Raw genomic sequence first — 16,258 nt, 5'->3', positions numbered from 1 at the left:
ATCAATCATGTGTATCGCCCGAAAGCGGCGTCGCACGCATCGACGCACGCCTTTCGAAAGCCTCGAACCAGCGCGTCAGCCGCGCCCGCGAACCAAACGACGGAAGATGACGGAACGCCATCCAGGACAGCGTGGTGGCTAGCGCAATATGTCCAACATGGAGCGGCGCCTCGTCGTCAAGGGCGCCCTCGGCCCAGTCGTAGGTCGCCTCGATCTTCTGCCGATATCCTTCGGCAAGAGCATCATAGCGCAGCTGTTCGGGTCTCCTTTCCGTCTCCCAGCGCAAGGCGATGCCCGTCTGCGCAAGGCCTTGGGCGGCCGATTGCAGCCGCAACGCCTGCCAGCGTGCCTCGCCGACCTGCGGCAGCAACTTCCGGTCATCATGCAGCGTATCGAGATAGGCGCAGATGACGTCGGAATCGAAGATCGCCGGCGCACCCGGACGCAGCAGCACCGGCACTTGGCCTAGCGGGTTTTCGGCGTGGACACTGGCGTTGTGCAAGGTCGGGCTGGTTTCGTGATGAATGACCTGGAGCTGATCGGCGACGCCTGCCTCATGCGCGAAGACCAGCGCCTTGCGCGCGAAAGGTGAGTGGGTCTGATAATAGAGGATCATTGTCGTCTCCGGGCTGAGTAGGCGGCGCGCAATCCAACTCTTTTAGCTTGGGAGCCGAGAGAATTGCGCTCTGATTGGAAGCCGCCGACGCAAGTTCGTTGCACGCCTTCCCAACCCATCGGTTGTCGCCCGGCCAAAAATTTTCGGCGTCCTGTAGGATTGCCGTCATCTCATCCGTCCTGTGGTCCGCAAGGCCAAACAAACGTGAAGAGGAACATGCAATGACCGACCAGACCCCACCCCGGCCAAAAGTGCTTGGCGGATTGACCCCCTATCTTCAGATCGACGGTGCCATCAAGGCGGCCGAGTTCTACAAGAAGGCTTTCGGGGCCGAGGAAGTCTTTGCCTACCCGGCGGACGAAAAAGGCCGCACCATGCATATCCATCTCTATATCAACGGCTCGACACTGATGCTGGGCGACGCCTATCCGGAACACGGCCATCCGCACCAGGTGGCGCAGGGCTATACGCTGCAGCTCCATCTCGGCAAGGATGATATCGACGCTTGGTGGAAGCGCGCCGTCGACGCCGGCTGCGAGGCCGTCACGCCGCTGCAGGTGATGTTCTGGGGCGACCGCTGGGGCCAGGTGAAGGACCCCTTCGGCGTCGCCTGGGCAATGAACGCACCGACGGAATAGGCTTTAGCGAGCGCGCCCCTCGCCGAGGGGATGCGCCCAATCGCGCCGGGTGTATCCCCGCCGACCCGGCGTTCGAATTCAGCAAAGAGGAGACCACCATGTCCTATGTCGATGGCTTCGTGCTTGCCGTGCCGAAGGCAAATCTCGATGACTATAAAAAGCTCGCCAACCTCGCAGGCCCCATATGGATGGAACATGGCGCGCTCGCCTATGTCGAATGCATCGGCGACGACGTGCCCTATGGCGAAATCACCTCGTTTCCGCGTGCCGTTCAGGCCAAGGATGATGAGATCGTCGTTTTCTCCTGGGCCGTATACAAATCCAGGCAGGATCGCGATGCGGTGATGGCCAAGGTGATGGCCGACCCTCGTCTGCAGCGCGATATGGCCACGATGCCGTTCGACGGCAAGCGCATGATCTTCGGCGGCTTCCAGCCCTTCATGGAACTTTGAGACAGCTCGACCGCCGTTCGCAGGCCGGCCTTACCGCGCTATCGGCCTATCCGAGCTTATCCAGCAGTGGTTTCAGCCTGTCGCCATAGCGCTTCCACAGATCGACCGAGCCCTGGTACATGGGCTGGCGCACCTGCGCGGCCGACGCCGTGCGCACCGGCCTGTCGGTCTCGTGGAACGACAGCACGGCATCGTCCCATGGCAGGCCGAGATAGTCGATCAGCGCCCGGCTCTGCCCATCCTGGTCGGCGACGAAATCCTCGTAGCGCACATCGTGCACGACGCCGGGCAGCACCTTGTGCCAATGCGCCATGATGTCGGTGTAGAGATTGTGGAAATCGGCGAGCTCACCGAGGTCATAGCCATAGCGGTGGCTGTCGCCGCGGAAATGCACCTTGTAGATCGACAGGCATGTCGCCGCCGCATCGCGGGCGCAATGGATGATCCTGGCCTTCGGCAGCATCATGTGGATGAAGCCGACAAGCAGGAAGTTGCCCGGCATCTTGTCGGTGACGTGGCGCATATGCGGATATCGGGCATGCAGCATGTCCAGATAGGCCTGCCCCGCCTCGGCGAAATCCCTATCGTCCGTGTCGGCCACGCCCCAGGGGAAGCCGCCTGGCATGTTCGACGGGAACTGCTTGCCGACCGCCGTCTTCAGGATGCTGAGCTCGCCCGCGCCATAGACCTGGGGGTGACTGGCGATGATCTGTTCGACCAGCGTCGTACCCGAACGCGGCATGCCGACGACGAAGATCGGCGCGTCGTCGGCAATCGGGCTCGGTCTGTGCTTTTCGAAGAAGCCGGCATCGAACACCGTCTTCATTGCCTCGAATTCGGCACGCGTCTTCACCGGGTCGTAGTCGATGCCCTTGCGGCGGATGGCATTGCCCTCGGCGAAATAGTCGAAGGCCCTGCCATAATCCTTGAGATCGTCATTGGCCTTGCCGAGGCCAAACGACAGCTGCATGCGTGCCAGGCTGTCCTGAGGCGCCTTGGCGTGCTGCGCCTCCATGCCAGCCATTTCGGCATCGCGCTCCTTCTGGCACTTGACCTGCATCAGCATCAGCCACGCGCGGGCCATGCCGGGCTGGATCGCCAACGCCTGCCGGAACAGGCCGGTCGCCTCGTCGAGCTTGCCCTTTTCCATCAGCCCGACACCCAGTCCGTGCAGCAGGTCGGCATCCCTAGGCCGGATGGTCAGTGCCTCCTGGAAGACAGCCAGCGCCTCGTCGAGGCGTCCGGCTTCCTGCAGGGTTTCGGCAAGCCCGATACGGGCGCGCACGTGGAATGGATTGCGCTGCACCGTGCCGCGATAGATGTCCTCGGCCTCGTCGAACCGGCCGATCTGCTTCAGCGACGAGCCGAGATTGTCGCGCGCCGCGAGCTGCTCCGGCCGCAGGTCCACCGCGCCGCGGAAGAAATCGATCGCCGCCGCGACACGCCCCAGATCGCGCATCACCGTGCCGAGATTGTTGAGGAAGTCGGGATTGGTCGGCTGCAGCTGAACCGACTGTTCGAGGAAATCCATGCCTTCTTCGCTGCGCCCCGTCTGGTGCAGCAGCAAACCCAGGAAATGCGCAGCGGCCGCGTGTTTGGGCTGACGCGTCAGCACCTGGCGGTAGATCGCCTCGGCTTCCTGCCGGCGCCCGGCCTGGTGCAGTTGCAGTGCCTGCTGCACATACTGGTCGAGACCTAGCGGCGGCTGTCCTCCCCCTCCAGACTTGGCCGCGCCAGGCCTGGTTCCCGCACCCGCCGCTCTTCTCTGATCTCTGTTGATGGGACACCTACCGTGTTCGTGCGCCTGCCGCGATCTAGGCCATCGGCGTTACAGGTTCAAGGCTTTGCTTGATTCTGCGCCTCACGTCGCGGCGAAAGCGATCAAATCAGGCGATTGGTCTCTGCAACCTGCCTGGCCCGCCTCACAGTTCCATCGGTATCGGAGATCGTTCGCCTTGCCGCCTCGTCGCTTCTGATGGTCAGCCGCGCCGACTGGACGGCCATCGGCTTTCCGGCAGCGCCAATGGGGTACGTGGCGATTGGCCTGACGATCGGATTGATCGCCATGCTCTTCCCTTTCGAAGTTCTGATTGAATCCATGGCTTTATCCCTTTTGAAAAAAATAAAAACATAAGCGCCGAGGAAAACTCGGCACATCCCGAAGAAATTTTCGAAGATATCCGCAGCCATAGCAGATTTATTCCAAAATTAATATCCGTCTATTTTTCAAATCGAAGCAAGGAATTCCGTTATTATTCTTGAATAGAGCGCCGATTTGGGCTATATATCACTATGGTTTGGGCCAGAATTGGCATCTCGCGGCGTCAGAGGTTCTCGACCCGCCAATCTCATCCCAAAAGGCCAGGACAATGCCCGACCGCACCACCCGTTCCATCGCCCATTTCACCGCGCCATTCATGCTCGGTGGCCTGGAAGGACAACTGCCGGCCGGCGACTACGACATCGATCACGACGAGGAGTTGATCGAGGGCATGTCGCGGCTTGCCTGGCGCCGCGTCGCCACCTTCATCCATCTGCCGGCAAAGGCGGTGAGCAACCCGCTCACCAGCCAGCTCGTCGCCATCGACCACCTGGACCTCGAAACCGCGCTGGTGCGCGACCGGGAGAATGCAGCATGATCCGTTTTCAACAGAATGCGCGACCGCGCACCGACACCCCCTCGCATCTCTTCGCCATCGGCCAGACCGTGCGGATGAAAAGCCGGACCGGCTTGGTCAACAAGGCCGCGGAACTGTTCGAGATCAAGAGCAGGCTGCCGGTCAAGGACGGTTCCCCGCAATACCGCATCCGCAGCGACCAGGAGACCCACGAACGGGTCACCACGGAAGACAATCTCGAACTGGCCGACAATCCGGCCAGCTGAGCGGAGGCCAGCCGACACACCGCGCAACCGCAAACGCCTCGCGGCGTTGAGCCTGCACACCCAGATGCAGGAGTTTTGCGATGTCCCTCACCACCTTTGCCCTCAACTGTTCGCTGAAAGCATCCAGCGACAAGGAAAAATCGTCCACCGACAAGATCATCGCCGATCTGCTCGCGGCGCTCAAACCGCATGGCGTGGAAGGCGAGGTCGTGCGCACGCTTGATCATGACATCAAGCCTGGCGTGCTCTCCGACATGGGCAGGGGCGACGACTGGCCTGGCCTGCGCGAAAAGATCCTGGCCGCCGATATCTTCATTCTCGGCTTGCCGATCTGGTTGGGCCAGCCATCGAGCGTCGCCAAGCGCGTCATGGAGCGGATGGACGCCTTTCTCGAGGAGACCGACGACAAGGGCCGCATGCCGGCCGCCGGCAAGGTGGCCCTGGTGGCGATCGTCGGCAACGAGGACGGCGCGCATCATTGTCATGCGGAGTGCTTCCAGGCGCTGAACGATGTCGGCTTCACCATTCCCGCCAATGGCGGCGTCTACTGGGTCGGTGAAGCCATGCATGACGTCAATTACGTCGACCTGCCGAAAACCCCCGCCAAGGTTACCGAAGCCATCGAAATGGCGGCCTCAAACGCTGCTCATCTGGCCGGCCTGCTCAAGAGCAAAGCTTATGTTGGCGTGGACAAATAATGGCCTTCCCCTCATGCGGGAGACGGCAGAATCTCAGCACGGCCCCACGCCGACGATGCGGTAGTCCGAGGCCCGCGCCTCGCAGGCGTTGGGGAAGGTGCGCATCTCTCCATGCCGGCGGGCGCACACCGGAGCATATTCGCGGGTGCAGAACGTCTGCTCGCCACCGCCATCACCGCCGTGACAGGCGCCGTCACGCACGATGCGGTAACCCGCCCGATCGGCCAGACAGGCATTGGCGAAGGTCTGGCGATCTCCGCCGCGCCGGGCGCAGACCGGCTCGTATTGCTTGGTGCAGAATTGCGGTTCAGGGCGCGGCGGACGCGGTCGCGGCCCAGGTCCGTCATCGACGACGACCGTGCAGGCGGCAAGAATTGCCGACAGGAAAAGGACGGCAAAAACCTGCCGTGAAAAGATCGCCGCAAGAAACCTCATGATCGTCTCTCCCTCGATCCCCGTCCCGGTCCGTACCGCCCAAGACTGCGTGGCGGTTCGTTGATGATGATATCGATCAAAACAAGATTTGGATCAGTCGCCCAATGGCGTGATCGTCGTCATTCCACCGCCAATTGCAACCCTTGTTTGCGCTTCTGTAGGAGAACGACACCCGAACCGGGGCCCCAGCCGCGTCGCCAGCAATCGTCGCTCCTGGCCCATCCATGACCGGTGCTGTGGGCCGATGACCCTCCCGCCAACGAAGCCTATTTGCGGCCGGTCGACGCTTTGATCGGTCGATTTTTGCGTCGGGATGCGCCCATGGCGGCGGCCCGCGGCGCTATCTTGCAACCTTCACGTTTCCGTGCGATAAATTCTGTGTTCGGGCATTTGCGACCCGGAGAGCGGAACGTTTTGGACGACCTTTCCCCGATACTGTGAATCTCTGACGGCCCCGTTTTTCGGCGGGGGGTTTGACCATGCGCCAATGCATGACTGCCGAAAGCAACCACCAGGAACTGCCCTCGACGCCAGGTGGCGGGCAGGACCACCAAGACTGAACGGGTGAAGGAGTTTCCCCAATGGCCCAGACCGGCACCGTTAAATTCTTCAATGCGACCAAAGGCTTCGGTTTCATCACGCCCGACGGCGGCGCCAAGGACGTGTTCGTCCATATTTCAGCGATCGAGGCCTCGGGCCTGCGCACGCTCGTCGATGGCCAGAAGGTCACTTTCGACGTCGAGCCGGACCGCATGGGCAAGGGCCCGAAGGCGGTCAACCTGCGCGCAGCCTGAGCGATCGGCGCGCGCGCATCCCAGGCGGATGGGCGAACGAGGAGCTTGACCAGCACCTGGGCAGGCAGACGGATTTTTGAAAGGCGCGGCGGTTTTCGCCGCGCCTTTTTCATGTCCGCCGCGCAGCGCAGACTCGTCTCATCCGTAAGTTCATCCCGGGTCCGGGCCAATGACGCGCATCAAAACAAGCACTTAAAGCGACGTGCTTTAAGTGCCAGCAAAACTTTCTCTTGCCGATAGCGCTAAAATAAAGGACAAATTTGCATTCGGGCATTTGCCGGCCCGAGACTGGAGTTTATGGGATCAAAGGAGCTTCCCATGCCGCAGACCGGCACCGTCAAATTCTTCAACCATGCCAAGGGCTTCGGCTTCATCACACCGGATGATGGCGCGAAGGATGTCTTCGTCCATATTTCGGCCGTGCAGGCGTCGGGTCTCCCCGGTCTCGAAGATGGGCAGAAAGTGACATTCGACACCGAGCCGGACAAGCGCGGCAAGGGACCCAAGGCCGTCAACCTGTCGGTCGGCTGAGCCGGCTTCGGACCGGCTCCGACAGTCAGGTCCGCGCCGAAAGGTGCGGTTTTGAGGCGGTGAAAGAATGCGTGCGGCCAAATTTTCGTTCAGCCCCCGTTCAGCCACGGTCCCATATTAGTCATTCGTAAAGCCGGACTGCATCCCCTGCAAGAAACTGCACGGTCCGGTACGAAGGAGACCAAGATGAACCGCATTTTCAAGACAGCCGTGCTGTCCGCAGCCGTGGTCGCCACCACGCTGGGGACCTTCTCGGCGGCGAATGCCGATGACTGGCGCCGTTGGCACCATCACGGCCATGGCCATGGCGATGCCGTGGCAGCCGGCGTTCTCGGCCTTGCCGCCGGCGCATTGATCGGTGGCGCATTGGCCAATGACCGGCCACCACCCGATTCCGACCGTTATTACGATGACGGTTACTACGATCGTGACGTGCGGGTGCGCCCTGCCCCGGTCCGCCGCTACTACGCGGAACCGCAGGTGGTCTATGCCGACCGTTACGCCGAACCGTGGACGCGCGGCTGGTACGAGTACTGCTCGGACCGCTACCGCACCTTCAATTCCCGTACCGGCACCTTCACCGGCAGCGACGGTGAACAGCATTTCTGCACCGCCAACTGAGGCTTCCCTGCCCCAAACAAAAAAGCGCTGACCGCAAGGCCAGCGCTTTTTTGTTGTCGGTTTGTTGGGCTTCCGGCAGCGATCTCATTCAGGTCAAAAACGGGTTGGTTCGCCGTTCCTCGCCAAAACGCCCGCCGGGGCCATGGCCGCAGATGAAGCCGATGTCGTCGCCGAGCGGCAACAGCTTGTTTTTGATCGAGGCGATGAGGGCCGCATGGTCGCCGCCGGGCAGGTCGGTGCGGCCGACCGAACCACGAAACAGAACATCGCCGACATGGGCGAATTTGGCGGCGCGGTTATAATAGACGACATGGCCCGGTGCGTGGCCGGGGCAATGCAGCACCTCGAACACATGGCCGCCGAACGACACCGTCTCGCCTTCGGCGAGGAACCGATCGGGCACGCAGTTTCGCACACCGCCGATGCCGTAGCGCCTGCCCTGGTTTTCCAGATTGTCGAGCAGCATCTTGTCGGCTTCATGCGGGCCGATGATCTCGACGCCGAGTGCTTCCTTCAGTTCCATGGCGCCGCCGGCATGATCGATATGACCGTGCGTGATCCAGATCGCCTCGGCCGCGATCGCGTTGTCCTTCAACGTTGCCAGCACCTTGTCGATGTCGCCGCCCGGATCCACGACGACGCCATGCTTGTCCTCCATGTCGAACAGGATGGTGCAGTTCTGCTGGAACGGTGTGACCGGCACGATGCCGGCATTGAGCTGACCCATGATCGTCCTTTCGCTGTGTCAGCGATCATGTAGAGGCATCGCTCAAAACCGTCCACAGCCGGAAGGCCAAACAGTGCGTCTCCAAAGGAATGGGCGGCCGAAGCCGCCCATTCTGCGAAGCCCGAGATCGGCAGGCTTATTTCTTCATGGCGCCCATGACCGCGCCGAGAATGCCGGTCAGGATCGCGCCACCGCCGGCGCCACCGACGATGTTCTGCAGGTTGAGCGCGCTGCCCAGGCCGCTGGTCGCCGCCGCGGCCGCGTCAGGACTGATCGCACCGCCGCCAAGCAGGCTGCCGAGGATCGCCGCGCCGCCGACACCGCCGATGGCTCCGCCCAGGATTTTGGGAAGCTGACCCATTGCCGCCGTCTTGATCGCCGCGCCGACCGCCTGACCACCAATGATGCCTGTGATGATCTGAATGATGATCGGAAGAAGCGTGTTCATGTCCATATGATTAGTCCCTCCATAGCTGCCAGCCTCCCGGGCCGACACCATCATGAGACGCCGAATTGGAGGAAAGTCAAATGCAGAAACGCTGAAATAAAAGGGGCGGCCCGAAAACCGCCCCTGCTTGCGCGAAAAGCTGTGACTATCGTTATTCTGCGGCGATAGCATGCTTGGGTTGAACGGCGATAGAATAGTCGTTCATGAGATTCTTGGCGATCTCGCCGACTTCGAATCGGTAAGGGCCGATCTCCGAAACCGGGGTTACTTCCGCTGCCGTTCCGGTCAGGAAGCACTGCTCGAACCCTTCCAGTTCTTCCGGCAGGATGGCGCGTTCGATGATCTCCAGGCCGCGATCCCTGGCGAGACCAATGACCGTGCGGCGGGTAATGCCGTCGAGGAAGCAATCGGGCTTGGGCGTGTGGATCTTGCCGTCCTTGACGAAGAAGATGTTGGCGCCCGTCGCTTCGGCGACCTGGCCCCGCCAGTCGAGCATCATGGCGTCGGCATAGCCCTTGGCCTCGGCGGCATGCTTGGACATGGTGCAGATCATGTAGAGGCCGGCGGCCTTCGACCGCGACGGCGCCGTGCGCGGATCGGGCCGGCGCCATTCCGCCACATCGAGACGGATGCCCTTCAGCTTCTGCGCCGGGTCGAAATAGCTCGGCCATTGCCAAATGGCGATGGCGACGTTGATGCGGTTGTTTTGCGCCGAAACACCCATCTGCTCGCTGCCGCGCCAGGCGATCGGCCTGACATAGGCGTCCTGGAAGCCCTGCTTCTTCAGGAGCGTGGTCGACGCGTCGTTGAGCTCGGCCACCGAATAGGGAATCTTGAAGCCGAGCAGGCGTGCCGATTCATGCAGGCGTTCCGTATGCTCGTTGAGCTTGAAGATCTCGCCGCCATAGGCGCGCTCACCCTCGAAGACCGCGCTGGCGTAATGCAGGCCGTGGGTCAGCACATGAATCTTGGCGTCCCCCCACGGGACGAACGCGCCATTCATCCAGATGAAGCCGTCCAGTTGATCGAAGGGAACGGATGCCATGGTAACCTCCCGCGGGTCGCGACCCGCATATCCTAGTGTCGTTGCGTGTTCTTTTGGCAGCGCCATGTGGTTGGAGACGCCGGCCGGTGTCTGGAAGCGTAAGCGGATAATCGCGCCCTGGCAAACTCAGGAAGTTCCGGAAAAACCGGCTTGCCTCGCCTTTTCGTTCGCAATCCGCCAAAAAGCTTGTCAAAAATTACCATTGCAGGGAAATTACGTCAATAGTACTGACATAATCTCCTCTTCCCATGGAGAAATGATGACGGACAAAAGCCCAGCTGCCGGAAAACCGATCAGGACCGCGATCACCAGCGAGGACGGCATCGACTTCGCCATCATCGAACTCTTCTTCTTCGCCTATCGCGACTTCACTTCCGATCCCGATCAGATCCTGGCCGACTACGGCTTCGGCCGCGCCCACCACCGCGTGCTGCATTTCGTCAACCGCCGGCCGGGCCTGACCGTCGCCGAACTGCTCGACGTGCTGAAGATAACCAAGCAGAGCCTGGCGCGTGTGCTGAAGCAATTGATCGACACCGATCACGTCGTGCAGTTGCAGGGCCCGCGAGACCGTCGCCAGCGCGAACTCTATCCGACGGCCAAGGGCCGTGCGCTGGCGCTGGCGCTGGCGCGGCCACAGTCACGCCGCATCCGTGCTGCATTGGAAGATTCCGGCGCCACCGAACGGACCTTGGTGGAACGCTTCCTCGAAGCGATGGTCAATCCGGAACTGAGAGCTCAGATCGACGTTGGGTCCGCAAAAATGTCAGGGAAAAGCCATGGAGAGCACTGAGAGGGTCGACACCGCGGCCGCACCGGATGACGACGCACCGCATCTGCTCGTGGTCGACGACGACACCCGCATTCGCAATCTTCTCAAGCAGTATCTGACCGAAAACGGCTTTCGCGTCACCGTCGCCGGCAATGCCGGCGAGGCCCGCCGCAAGCTCGCCGGCCTCGATTTCGACCTGCTCGTGCTCGACGTGATGATGCCGGGAGAAAGCGGCGTTGATCTCACCAAGGCGCTGCGCGCCGAGAAGAACGTGCCGATCCTGATGCTGACGGCCTTGTCGGAGACCGACAGCCGCATCTCGGGGCTCGAAGCCGGCGCCGACGACTACCTGCCAAAACCCTTCGACCCGCGCGAGCTGATCCTGCGCATCAACAACATCCTGCGCCGTGGCGGCCCGGCGGCGACGCCCAAGGTCGAGCAGCTGGTGTTCGGCCCCTACACCTTCCAGATCGCCAGGCGCGAACTGAAGCGCGGCGGCGAGGCGCTGAAGCTGACCGACCGCGAACAGGAGATCCTGGCGATCTTCGCCGCGCGCGCCGGCGAAACCATCCCCCGCCACGAACTCGTCGGCGACGATTCGGAAGTCGGCGAGCGCACCATCGACGTCCAGATCAACCGGCTGCGCCGCAAGATCGAGCGCGATCCGTCCAATCCGGTCTGGCTGCAGACCGTGCGCGGTATTGGGTATCGGCTCAGCGTGGAATAGAATGCCGGCGGCGGCCCAAGTGCATGGTCCCGAAAAGTGGGAACCGGTTTTCGGAAAAGATCATGCTCCAACAAAGAGTTGGATCAGGATGACGATTCAGCCAAACGTCATCCCGACCCAATACCGCCGACGGATGAAAAGAGCCAATGGCGACCACGGAACTGGAACAGCCGGACAATGACGGTTTGAGTGCACGCGCCACACGGTCGCTCAAGGCGGTGCCGCGCATCTGGAACCGGTTCTGGCGCCTGGTTTCGCTTTACATGCCCAAGCGCCTCTATGCGCGCTCGCTGATCATCGTCATCGCGCCGATGATCCTTTTGCAGTCGGTTGTCGCCTTCGATTTCATGGAGCGCCACTGGGCAACCGTGACGCAACGCCTGTCGCAGGCCACCGTGCGCGACATCGCCGCCATCATCGACATGATCGAGACTTATCCGCACGACGCCGACTACGCCAACATCATCCGCATCGCGCAGGATCGCATGCAGCTGAAGGTCGATCTGCTGCCGCCCGATCCGCTGCCGCCGCCCGGTCCAAAACCGTTCTTCTCTATCCTCGACGATGTTCTCTCCGCCGAGATCACTCGGCAGATCAACCGCCCCTTCTGGATCGACACTGTCGGCAATTCCAACATCATCGAAGTGCGCGTCCAGCTCGAGAACAAGGTGCTGCGCGTCTTCGTGCGCCGCAGCCAGGCCTATGCCTCCAACACCCACATTTTCCTGATCTGGATGGTCGGCACCTCGCTGGTGCTCCTGATGATCGCCATCCCCTTCCTGCGCAACCAGATCCGGCCGATCCTGGCGCTTGCCGAGGCCGCCGAAAGCTTCGGCAAGGGCCGGCCGATGCCGCGCGATTTCCGCCCGCGCGGGGCCGAAGAGGTGCGCCGCGCCGGCTTTGCCTTCATCCAGATGCGGGAGCGCATCGAGCGCCAGATCGAGCAGCGCACGGCCATGCTGACCGGTGTCAGCCATGATCTCAGGACCATCCTTACTCGCTTCAAGCTGCAGCTGGCGCTGGCCGGCGGCAAGGCCGAGACCAAGGCGGCGCTCGACCAGGACATCGAGGACATGCAGTCGATGCTGGAAGGCTATCTCGCCTTTGCCAAGGGCGAGGCCTCGGAGGACCCGGGACGTTTCGATCTCGAAGCCTATTTCCAGAAGCTTGGCGAAGAAGCGAACTTGCGCAAATGCAGACTGTCGACGACGCTTTCCGGCGATCCGACCGTGCATGTCAGGCCGAACGCCTTCGCGCGGCTGCTGTCCAACGTCATCGGCAATGCCTTCCGCTATGCCCGCACCGTTGAGGTCACCGCCGACCACGGCCGCGGCTCGCTTCTGGTCACCGTCGACGATAATGGGCCAGGCATTCCGGCCGACAGGCGCGAAGACGTGTTCAAGCCCTTCGTGCGGCTCGACGAAGCCCGTAATCTCGACGCCAGCGGCACCGGGCTCGGCCTGTCGATCGCCCGCGACATCGCCCGCAGCCACGGCGGCGACATCACGCTCGACGACAGCCCGATGGGTGGCCTGCGCGCGGTGATCAAGGTTCCGGCCTGATCTTTATTTGGCGTGATCTTGCCTGAAAGCCGCTTTCGACCTTTCGGCATCACGGTCTGCTTCATCCGCCCGTCATGAAACCATGGTCAAGAGCGCGCATGAAGCGCGCGACCGCACTTGATTCGTCCTTGCCGCCTCACTTCGATCCCGTACCCGTCAGGGTGCGCTGGAGCGAAGCGAGGGCGGCCGCATGGTCGCCGTTCCGGCATCGTTTCAAGGCAACCGCCGACCTCCGGAGCAAAGGGCCGCCATGCGCATAGTGATGGTCACCGACGCCTGGCGCCCGCAGGTCAACGGCGTCGTCCACACGCTCGAGCGGCTCACCGAGACCCTGAAATCCTTCGACGTCGCGGTCGAGTTCCTGACCCCGAACATCTTTCGCACCCTGCCCCTGCCGACCTACCCCGACATCCGCCTGGCGCTGACCACGCCCGGCCATGTCGCGCGCCTGATCGACGGCTACAAGGCCGATCACATCCACATCGTCACCGAAGGACCGCTTGGCATCATGGCGCGGCGCCATTGCCGCAATGCCGGCCGGCCGTTCACCACCAGCTACCACACCCGCTTTCCCGAATATCTCAGCGCCCGCCTGCCGGTGCCGGAGAGCTGGGCCTATCGCTGGCTGCGCGATTTCCACAATTCGGGCCAAGGCACGCTGGTCGCCACCCAGTCGCTCGCCGACGATCTCACGGCGCGCGGCTTCAACAAGCTGAGGCCCTGGACGCGTGGCGTCGACACCGAGCATTTCCGGCCCGACAAGCGCAAGGACCTCGGCTTCCCCAGCCCGGTCTTCCTCTGTGTCGGCCGCGTCGCCATCGAAAAGAACCTGTCGGCCTTCCTCGACCTAGACCTGCCCGGCAGCAAGGTGATCGTCGGTGAAGGGCCCGAGCTTGCCAAGCTGAAGGCGAAATATCCGAAGGCGCATTTCCTCGGCCATCGCCCCAATGACGAACTGGCCGAAATCTACGCCTCCGCCGACGTCTTCGTCTTTCCCAGCCGCACCGACACTTTCGGTAACGTCATCATCGAGGCGCTGGCCAGCGGCACGCCGGTCGCCGCCTACCCGGTGACCGGGCCGATCGACATCGTTGGTGATGGTGTCGGCGGTGCTGTTTCCACCGATTTGCGCGAGGCCGCGCTGGCCGCGCTCGACGTCAGCCGCGACCAGGCCCGCGAGCGCGCCATGCGCTACAGTTGGAAGGCCTGCGCGGAAATGTTTCTCGACGCGGTCGGGGAAGCACTGGGAACGACGCGCAAGCTGGCGGCCTGATCCGACAGGCCGGCGGGGACGCCAAGGAACGAGGCGGTATTCTGTTTGACCTCGGAAAGCCTAGAACAGCCTGCCGCCATCCGGCACCCTGCGTTCGATGGCGCCCAACACCACGGCGCCCTCTTCATCGGGAAAGCCGAGCGTCAGCACTTCCGACATGAACGGGCCGATCTGGCGCGGCGGGAAATTGACCACCGCGAACACCTGTCGGCCGATCAAGGTCTCGGGCGAATAGTATTTGGTGATCTGCGCCGAGGACTTCTTCACTCCGATCCCAGGCCCGAAATCGATCTTCAGCCTGAAGGCCGGCTTGCGCGCCTCCGGAAACGGTTCGGCCTCGACGATCGTGCCGGCACGGATGTCGACACGATCGAAATCGGCAAAGCTGATTTCAGGCTTGCGCTCGTTGTTTGAACTCATGTCGAACGCTTCTGCTCAGGCGTTGCCGAAGGTCTCGAACAGCACGCCGGCCAGCGCGTCCTTGGCCGAGGTTCCCGACCAGACGACGAACTGGAAAGCCTGGAAATAGCATTCGCAGGCTTCCAGCGCCGAGGACAAAAGCACCTCGACCTGCTGGCTCGAGGGTTCGACCCCGCCAGCGAGCAGCAGCGACTGGCGGAACATGATCGCGCCTTCCTGCTCCCAGAGGTCGAAATGGCCGAACAGCATCTGTTCGTTGATCAGCGACAACAGCCGCATCACTTCCAGCGTGCGGGCTTCCGGCACCTTGATGTCGAAGGCGCAGGCAAGGTGCAGCGCCTCGAAATCCTCCATCCATGAGAAGGAGACGTGGTAGTCGGTCCAGCTGCCGGCAACCGAGATCGAGATTTCGTCATCGCCGGCCCGTTCGAAGGACCAGTCATTGTTGTGGGCCACCTGCTCGATCACATCCACCGGATGGATTTCGCGGGAAAATTCGAGTTCGAGAAGTTCCATGGAATGCTTCCTGTGTTCAGGGGGAGCGCCACACGCTCCGCGGGGCACACACGACGAACAATCTTGTCTAGAACTCGGACGGCCGGGACTTATCAACGCAAAGACCCCAGACCGAACCCCACCGCCCGGTTGCATGACCCTGCTCCGAATCATGCAACAAATTCAGTCTATTGATCGGGAGTCGCGTGAACAGCCCAATTTTTCGCACTGCGTCATTCGCATGTGGAAAGGTGCCTGTCACAAAGAGTCACGCAATGCCGGTAAGCGATTCACGGCAAAGCGATTTTTAGGCTGGTGCTTTGTGGAAAAGTTTAACGAATTATTTTTTCGGCTTGGGCTTCGCCGGCGCCGCAGGTGTGGCCTGACCGGTCAGCTCGGCGATCCTGGCCTCGAGCGTCTCGATGCGCGAGGCGAGCCTGCCGTTTTCTTCCCTCGCCTTGGCGGCCATCTCGCGCGCGGCCTCGAACTCCTCGCGCTGCACGACATCCATGGAGTTGAGGATGCGCTCCGCCTGGCCCTTGAAGGCCGTCTCCACCTCACGCCGCACACCTTGAGCGGCACCGGCCGCATCGGTCATCAGCTTGGCGAATTCATCGAGAATGCGGTTCGGTCCGGTCGACATGGCAAATCCTCGCTTGCTTGATTTGAATTAGTGACGCGGCGCGAGGAATGCAAGAACGTTGGGGTCCTATGCGACCTCCGCGCTGCTATGGCGCACGGCCCGTATGATGGGCGGGTCCTGCAGGAGCCTCTCGAACGGCTCCGAAGCTGTACTTGGTAGCGGCAACTCGCCTATTTTAAGGCCCTCGTCTCCCTCACGCACGTTTCAATCAGGATAACCAATGGCAACGCCCCCGCGCAGACCGACAAATCCGATGGAAGCCGCCGAAGCTGTTTTCAAGCCGGTCAAGAAACCGGCAGCGGCCCCGCCTCGCGAACCCTCCACCGCACCGAATGTCCGCGAGCTGGTCTCGATCAGGATCGACCGGGCCGTGCTCGATCATTTCCAGGAAGATGGTCCCGGCTGGCAGGACAGGATCAACGACGCCTTGCGCGAAGTGGTGGCCGCCAAGCCCAGGGGGTAAGCACGCCACCACGG

Annotated in this window: 23 protein-coding genes; 13 read left to right on the top strand and 10 right to left on the bottom strand. The window is 62.1% G+C overall.

Translation table 11 applies throughout. The annotated features are described in order from the left end of the window. Position 1: 1 nt before the first annotated feature. Positions 2 to 616, bottom strand: coding sequence for a glutathione S-transferase (locus FJ950_RS17565; RefSeq protein ID WP_015316116.1), 615 nt, complete (start codon positions 614 to 616; stop codon positions 2 to 4). A 221-nt stretch (positions 617 to 837) separates the two neighbouring features. Between FJ950_RS17565 and FJ950_RS17560 the strand changes: the two genes are divergently transcribed. Both FJ950_RS17560 and FJ950_RS17555 read left to right on the top strand, forming a co-directional pair. Then, positions 838 to 1,254 carry a glyoxalase/bleomycin resistance/extradiol dioxygenase family protein gene (locus FJ950_RS17560; RefSeq protein ID WP_140617710.1) on the top strand — a complete coding sequence of 139 codons (417 nt, stop codon included), beginning with the start codon at positions 838 to 840 and terminating at the stop codon, positions 1,252 to 1,254. A gap of 98 nt (positions 1,255 to 1,352) precedes the next feature. Then, entirely contained in the window at positions 1,353 to 1,706 is a 354-nt protein-coding gene (locus tag FJ950_RS17555) for a DUF1428 domain-containing protein (RefSeq protein WP_140617709.1), read from the top strand. Between the two features lie 46 nt (positions 1,707 to 1,752). Here the strand turns inward: FJ950_RS17555 and FJ950_RS17550 are convergent, their stop codons facing one another. Both FJ950_RS17550 and FJ950_RS17545 read right to left on the bottom strand, forming a co-directional pair. Further along, positions 1,753 to 3,387 (bottom strand): sulfotransferase, encoded by a 1,635-nt coding sequence (locus tag FJ950_RS17550; RefSeq protein ID WP_140617708.1) that lies wholly within the window; start codon positions 3,385 to 3,387, stop codon positions 1,753 to 1,755. A gap of 200 nt (positions 3,388 to 3,587) precedes the next feature. Beyond that, the gene (locus tag FJ950_RS17545) at positions 3,588 to 3,896 is read right to left on the bottom strand and encodes a hypothetical protein (protein ID WP_246681332.1); all 309 of its coding nucleotides are present in this window, start codon (positions 3,894 to 3,896) and stop codon (positions 3,588 to 3,590) included. A 179-nt stretch (positions 3,897 to 4,075) separates the two neighbouring features. Here FJ950_RS17545 and FJ950_RS17540 point away from each other — a divergent pair, with 179 nt between their 5' ends. The 3 genes from FJ950_RS17540 (at position 4,076) to FJ950_RS17530 (ending at position 5,288) form a co-directional block, all read left to right on the top strand. After that, a complete protein-coding gene (locus tag FJ950_RS17540) occupies positions 4,076 to 4,345 on the top strand; it encodes a hypothetical protein (RefSeq protein ID WP_140617707.1) in 270 nt (89 codons plus the stop codon). Further along, positions 4,342 to 4,590 (top strand): hypothetical protein, encoded by a 249-nt coding sequence (locus FJ950_RS17535; protein ID WP_015316110.1) that lies wholly within the window; start codon positions 4,342 to 4,344, stop codon positions 4,588 to 4,590. Before FJ950_RS17540 ends, FJ950_RS17535 begins: the two co-directional genes overlap by 4 nt. Positions 4,591 to 4,670: 80 nt before the next feature. After that, positions 4,671 to 5,288, top strand: a complete 618-nt coding sequence (locus FJ950_RS17530; RefSeq protein ID WP_140617706.1) for an NAD(P)H-dependent oxidoreductase — start codon at positions 4,671 to 4,673, stop codon at positions 5,286 to 5,288. A 33-nt stretch (positions 5,289 to 5,321) separates the two neighbouring features. Here the strand turns inward: FJ950_RS17530 and FJ950_RS17525 are convergent, their stop codons facing one another. Continuing rightward, positions 5,322 to 5,723 carry a Kazal-type serine protease inhibitor domain-containing protein gene (locus FJ950_RS17525; protein ID WP_140617705.1) on the bottom strand — a complete coding sequence of 134 codons (402 nt, stop codon included), beginning with the start codon at positions 5,721 to 5,723 and terminating at the stop codon, positions 5,322 to 5,324. A gap of 581 nt (positions 5,724 to 6,304) precedes the next feature. On the opposite strand from FJ950_RS17525, the gene FJ950_RS17520 reads away from it, so the two are divergent. The 3 genes from FJ950_RS17520 to FJ950_RS17510 all read left to right on the top strand — a co-directional run bounded on the left by FJ950_RS17520 (position 6,305) and on the right by FJ950_RS17510 (position 7,669). Next, positions 6,305 to 6,517: a cold-shock protein gene (locus FJ950_RS17520; RefSeq protein ID WP_006202520.1), complete on the top strand. Its 213-nt coding sequence runs from the start codon at positions 6,305 to 6,307 to the stop codon at positions 6,515 to 6,517. Between the two features lie 318 nt (positions 6,518 to 6,835). Further along, positions 6,836 to 7,048, top strand: a complete 213-nt coding sequence (locus FJ950_RS17515; protein WP_008877668.1) for a cold-shock protein — start codon at positions 6,836 to 6,838, stop codon at positions 7,046 to 7,048. Positions 7,049 to 7,234: 186 nt separating this feature from the next. Continuing rightward, positions 7,235 to 7,669 carry a BA14K family protein gene (locus tag FJ950_RS17510; RefSeq protein ID WP_015316107.1) on the top strand — a complete coding sequence of 145 codons (435 nt, stop codon included), beginning with the start codon at positions 7,235 to 7,237 and terminating at the stop codon, positions 7,667 to 7,669. An 88-nt stretch (positions 7,670 to 7,757) separates the two neighbouring features. Here the strand turns inward: FJ950_RS17510 and FJ950_RS17505 are convergent, their stop codons facing one another. The 3 genes from FJ950_RS17505 to FJ950_RS17495 all read right to left on the bottom strand — a co-directional run bounded on the left by FJ950_RS17505 (position 7,758) and on the right by FJ950_RS17495 (position 9,889). After that, positions 7,758 to 8,396, bottom strand: coding sequence for an MBL fold metallo-hydrolase (locus FJ950_RS17505; protein WP_015316106.1), 639 nt, complete (start codon positions 8,394 to 8,396; stop codon positions 7,758 to 7,760). Positions 8,397 to 8,532: 136 nt separating this feature from the next. Next, positions 8,533 to 8,850: a hypothetical protein gene (locus FJ950_RS17500; RefSeq protein ID WP_015316105.1), complete on the bottom strand. Its 318-nt coding sequence runs from the start codon at positions 8,848 to 8,850 to the stop codon at positions 8,533 to 8,535. Between the two features lie 145 nt (positions 8,851 to 8,995). Continuing rightward, positions 8,996 to 9,889, bottom strand: a complete 894-nt coding sequence (locus FJ950_RS17495) for a branched-chain amino acid aminotransferase (RefSeq protein ID WP_140617704.1) — start codon at positions 9,887 to 9,889, stop codon at positions 8,996 to 8,998. Positions 9,890 to 10,148: 259 nt separating this feature from the next. Here FJ950_RS17495 and FJ950_RS17490 point away from each other — a divergent pair, with 259 nt between their 5' ends. The 4 genes from FJ950_RS17490 (at position 10,149) to FJ950_RS17475 (ending at position 14,223) form a co-directional block, all read left to right on the top strand. After that, entirely contained in the window at positions 10,149 to 10,682 is a 534-nt protein-coding gene (locus FJ950_RS17490; protein ID WP_015316103.1) for a MarR family transcriptional regulator, read from the top strand. Continuing rightward, the gene (locus FJ950_RS17485) at positions 10,669 to 11,388 is read left to right on the top strand and encodes a response regulator transcription factor (RefSeq protein WP_023770265.1); all 720 of its coding nucleotides are present in this window, start codon (positions 10,669 to 10,671) and stop codon (positions 11,386 to 11,388) included. The genes FJ950_RS17490 and FJ950_RS17485 overlap by 14 nt, the downstream gene beginning before the upstream one ends. A gap of 146 nt (positions 11,389 to 11,534) precedes the next feature. Then, positions 11,535 to 12,950, top strand: coding sequence for an ATP-binding protein (locus FJ950_RS17480; protein ID WP_140617703.1), 1,416 nt, complete (start codon positions 11,535 to 11,537; stop codon positions 12,948 to 12,950). A 250-nt stretch (positions 12,951 to 13,200) separates the two neighbouring features. Then, entirely contained in the window at positions 13,201 to 14,223 is a 1,023-nt protein-coding gene (locus tag FJ950_RS17475) for a glycosyltransferase family 1 protein (protein ID WP_015316100.1), read from the top strand. Positions 14,224 to 14,283: 60 nt separating this feature from the next. Here FJ950_RS17475 and FJ950_RS17470 read toward each other — a convergent pair whose 3' ends face one another. The 3 genes from FJ950_RS17470 to FJ950_RS17460 all read right to left on the bottom strand — a co-directional run bounded on the left by FJ950_RS17470 (position 14,284) and on the right by FJ950_RS17460 (position 15,781). Next, positions 14,284 to 14,643: a tRNA-binding protein gene (locus FJ950_RS17470; protein ID WP_015316099.1), complete on the bottom strand. Its 360-nt coding sequence runs from the start codon at positions 14,641 to 14,643 to the stop codon at positions 14,284 to 14,286. 15 nt (positions 14,644 to 14,658) lie between these two features. Beyond that, the gene (locus FJ950_RS17465) at positions 14,659 to 15,159 is read right to left on the bottom strand and encodes a YbjN domain-containing protein (protein ID WP_015316098.1); all 501 of its coding nucleotides are present in this window, start codon (positions 15,157 to 15,159) and stop codon (positions 14,659 to 14,661) included. Between the two features lie 319 nt (positions 15,160 to 15,478). Beyond that, positions 15,479 to 15,781, bottom strand: coding sequence for an accessory factor UbiK family protein (locus tag FJ950_RS17460; RefSeq protein ID WP_015316097.1), 303 nt, complete (start codon positions 15,779 to 15,781; stop codon positions 15,479 to 15,481). 220 nt (positions 15,782 to 16,001) lie between these two features. On the opposite strand from FJ950_RS17460, the gene FJ950_RS17455 reads away from it, so the two are divergent. Further along, positions 16,002 to 16,244 carry a BrnA antitoxin family protein gene (locus FJ950_RS17455; RefSeq protein ID WP_140617702.1) on the top strand — a complete coding sequence of 81 codons (243 nt, stop codon included), beginning with the start codon at positions 16,002 to 16,004 and terminating at the stop codon, positions 16,242 to 16,244. The last annotated feature ends 14 nt before the right edge of the window (positions 16,245 to 16,258 follow it).

The organism is Mesorhizobium sp. B2-3-14 (assembly GCF_006442175.1).
Taxonomy (GTDB): domain Bacteria; phylum Pseudomonadota; class Alphaproteobacteria; order Rhizobiales; family Rhizobiaceae; genus Mesorhizobium; species Mesorhizobium australicum.
The sequence above is the reverse complement of the archived record's forward strand: the minus strand, read 5'-3'. Positions and strand labels throughout refer to the sequence as shown.

What these genes read in the sequence shown, in the direction of transcription:
- FJ950_RS17565 (WP_015316116.1), bottom strand. Translation starts at nt 616, where the DNA reads ATGATCCTCTATTATCAGACCCACTCACCTTTCGCGCGCAAGGCGCTG.
- FJ950_RS17560 (WP_140617710.1), top strand. Translation starts at nt 838, where the DNA reads ATGACCGACCAGACCCCACCCCGGCCAAAAGTGCTTGGCGGATTGACC.
- FJ950_RS17555 (WP_140617709.1), top strand. Translation starts at nt 1,353, where the DNA reads ATGTCCTATGTCGATGGCTTCGTGCTTGCCGTGCCGAAGGCAAATCTC.
- FJ950_RS17545 (WP_246681332.1), bottom strand. Translation starts at nt 3,896, where the DNA reads ATGGCTGCGGATATCTTCGAAAATTTCTTCGGGATGTGCCGAGTTTTC.
- FJ950_RS17540 (WP_140617707.1), top strand. Translation starts at nt 4,076, where the DNA reads ATGCCCGACCGCACCACCCGTTCCATCGCCCATTTCACCGCGCCATTC.
- FJ950_RS17535 (WP_015316110.1), top strand. Translation starts at nt 4,342, where the DNA reads ATGATCCGTTTTCAACAGAATGCGCGACCGCGCACCGACACCCCCTCG.
- FJ950_RS17530 (WP_140617706.1), top strand. Translation starts at nt 4,671, where the DNA reads ATGTCCCTCACCACCTTTGCCCTCAACTGTTCGCTGAAAGCATCCAGC.
- FJ950_RS17525 (WP_140617705.1), bottom strand. Translation starts at nt 5,723, where the DNA reads ATGAGGTTTCTTGCGGCGATCTTTTCACGGCAGGTTTTTGCCGTCCTT.
- FJ950_RS17520 (WP_006202520.1), top strand. Translation starts at nt 6,305, where the DNA reads ATGGCCCAGACCGGCACCGTTAAATTCTTCAATGCGACCAAAGGCTTC.
- FJ950_RS17515 (WP_008877668.1), top strand. Translation starts at nt 6,836, where the DNA reads ATGCCGCAGACCGGCACCGTCAAATTCTTCAACCATGCCAAGGGCTTC.
- FJ950_RS17510 (WP_015316107.1), top strand. Translation starts at nt 7,235, where the DNA reads ATGAACCGCATTTTCAAGACAGCCGTGCTGTCCGCAGCCGTGGTCGCC.
- FJ950_RS17505 (WP_015316106.1), bottom strand. Translation starts at nt 8,396, where the DNA reads ATGGGTCAGCTCAATGCCGGCATCGTGCCGGTCACACCGTTCCAGCAG.
- FJ950_RS17500 (WP_015316105.1), bottom strand. Translation starts at nt 8,850, where the DNA reads ATGGACATGAACACGCTTCTTCCGATCATCATTCAGATCATCACAGGC.
- FJ950_RS17495 (WP_140617704.1), bottom strand. Translation starts at nt 9,889, where the DNA reads ATGGCATCCGTTCCCTTCGATCAACTGGACGGCTTCATCTGGATGAAT.
- FJ950_RS17490 (WP_015316103.1), top strand. Translation starts at nt 10,149, where the DNA reads ATGACGGACAAAAGCCCAGCTGCCGGAAAACCGATCAGGACCGCGATC.
- FJ950_RS17485 (WP_023770265.1), top strand. Translation starts at nt 10,669, where the DNA reads ATGGAGAGCACTGAGAGGGTCGACACCGCGGCCGCACCGGATGACGAC.
- FJ950_RS17480 (WP_140617703.1), top strand. Translation starts at nt 11,535, where the DNA reads ATGGCGACCACGGAACTGGAACAGCCGGACAATGACGGTTTGAGTGCA.
- FJ950_RS17475 (WP_015316100.1), top strand. Translation starts at nt 13,201, where the DNA reads ATGCGCATAGTGATGGTCACCGACGCCTGGCGCCCGCAGGTCAACGGC.
- FJ950_RS17470 (WP_015316099.1), bottom strand. Translation starts at nt 14,643, where the DNA reads ATGAGTTCAAACAACGAGCGCAAGCCTGAAATCAGCTTTGCCGATTTC.
- FJ950_RS17465 (WP_015316098.1), bottom strand. Translation starts at nt 15,159, where the DNA reads ATGGAACTTCTCGAACTCGAATTTTCCCGCGAAATCCATCCGGTGGAT.
- FJ950_RS17460 (WP_015316097.1), bottom strand. Translation starts at nt 15,781, where the DNA reads ATGTCGACCGGACCGAACCGCATTCTCGATGAATTCGCCAAGCTGATG.
- FJ950_RS17455 (WP_140617702.1), top strand. Translation starts at nt 16,002, where the DNA reads ATGGCAACGCCCCCGCGCAGACCGACAAATCCGATGGAAGCCGCCGAA.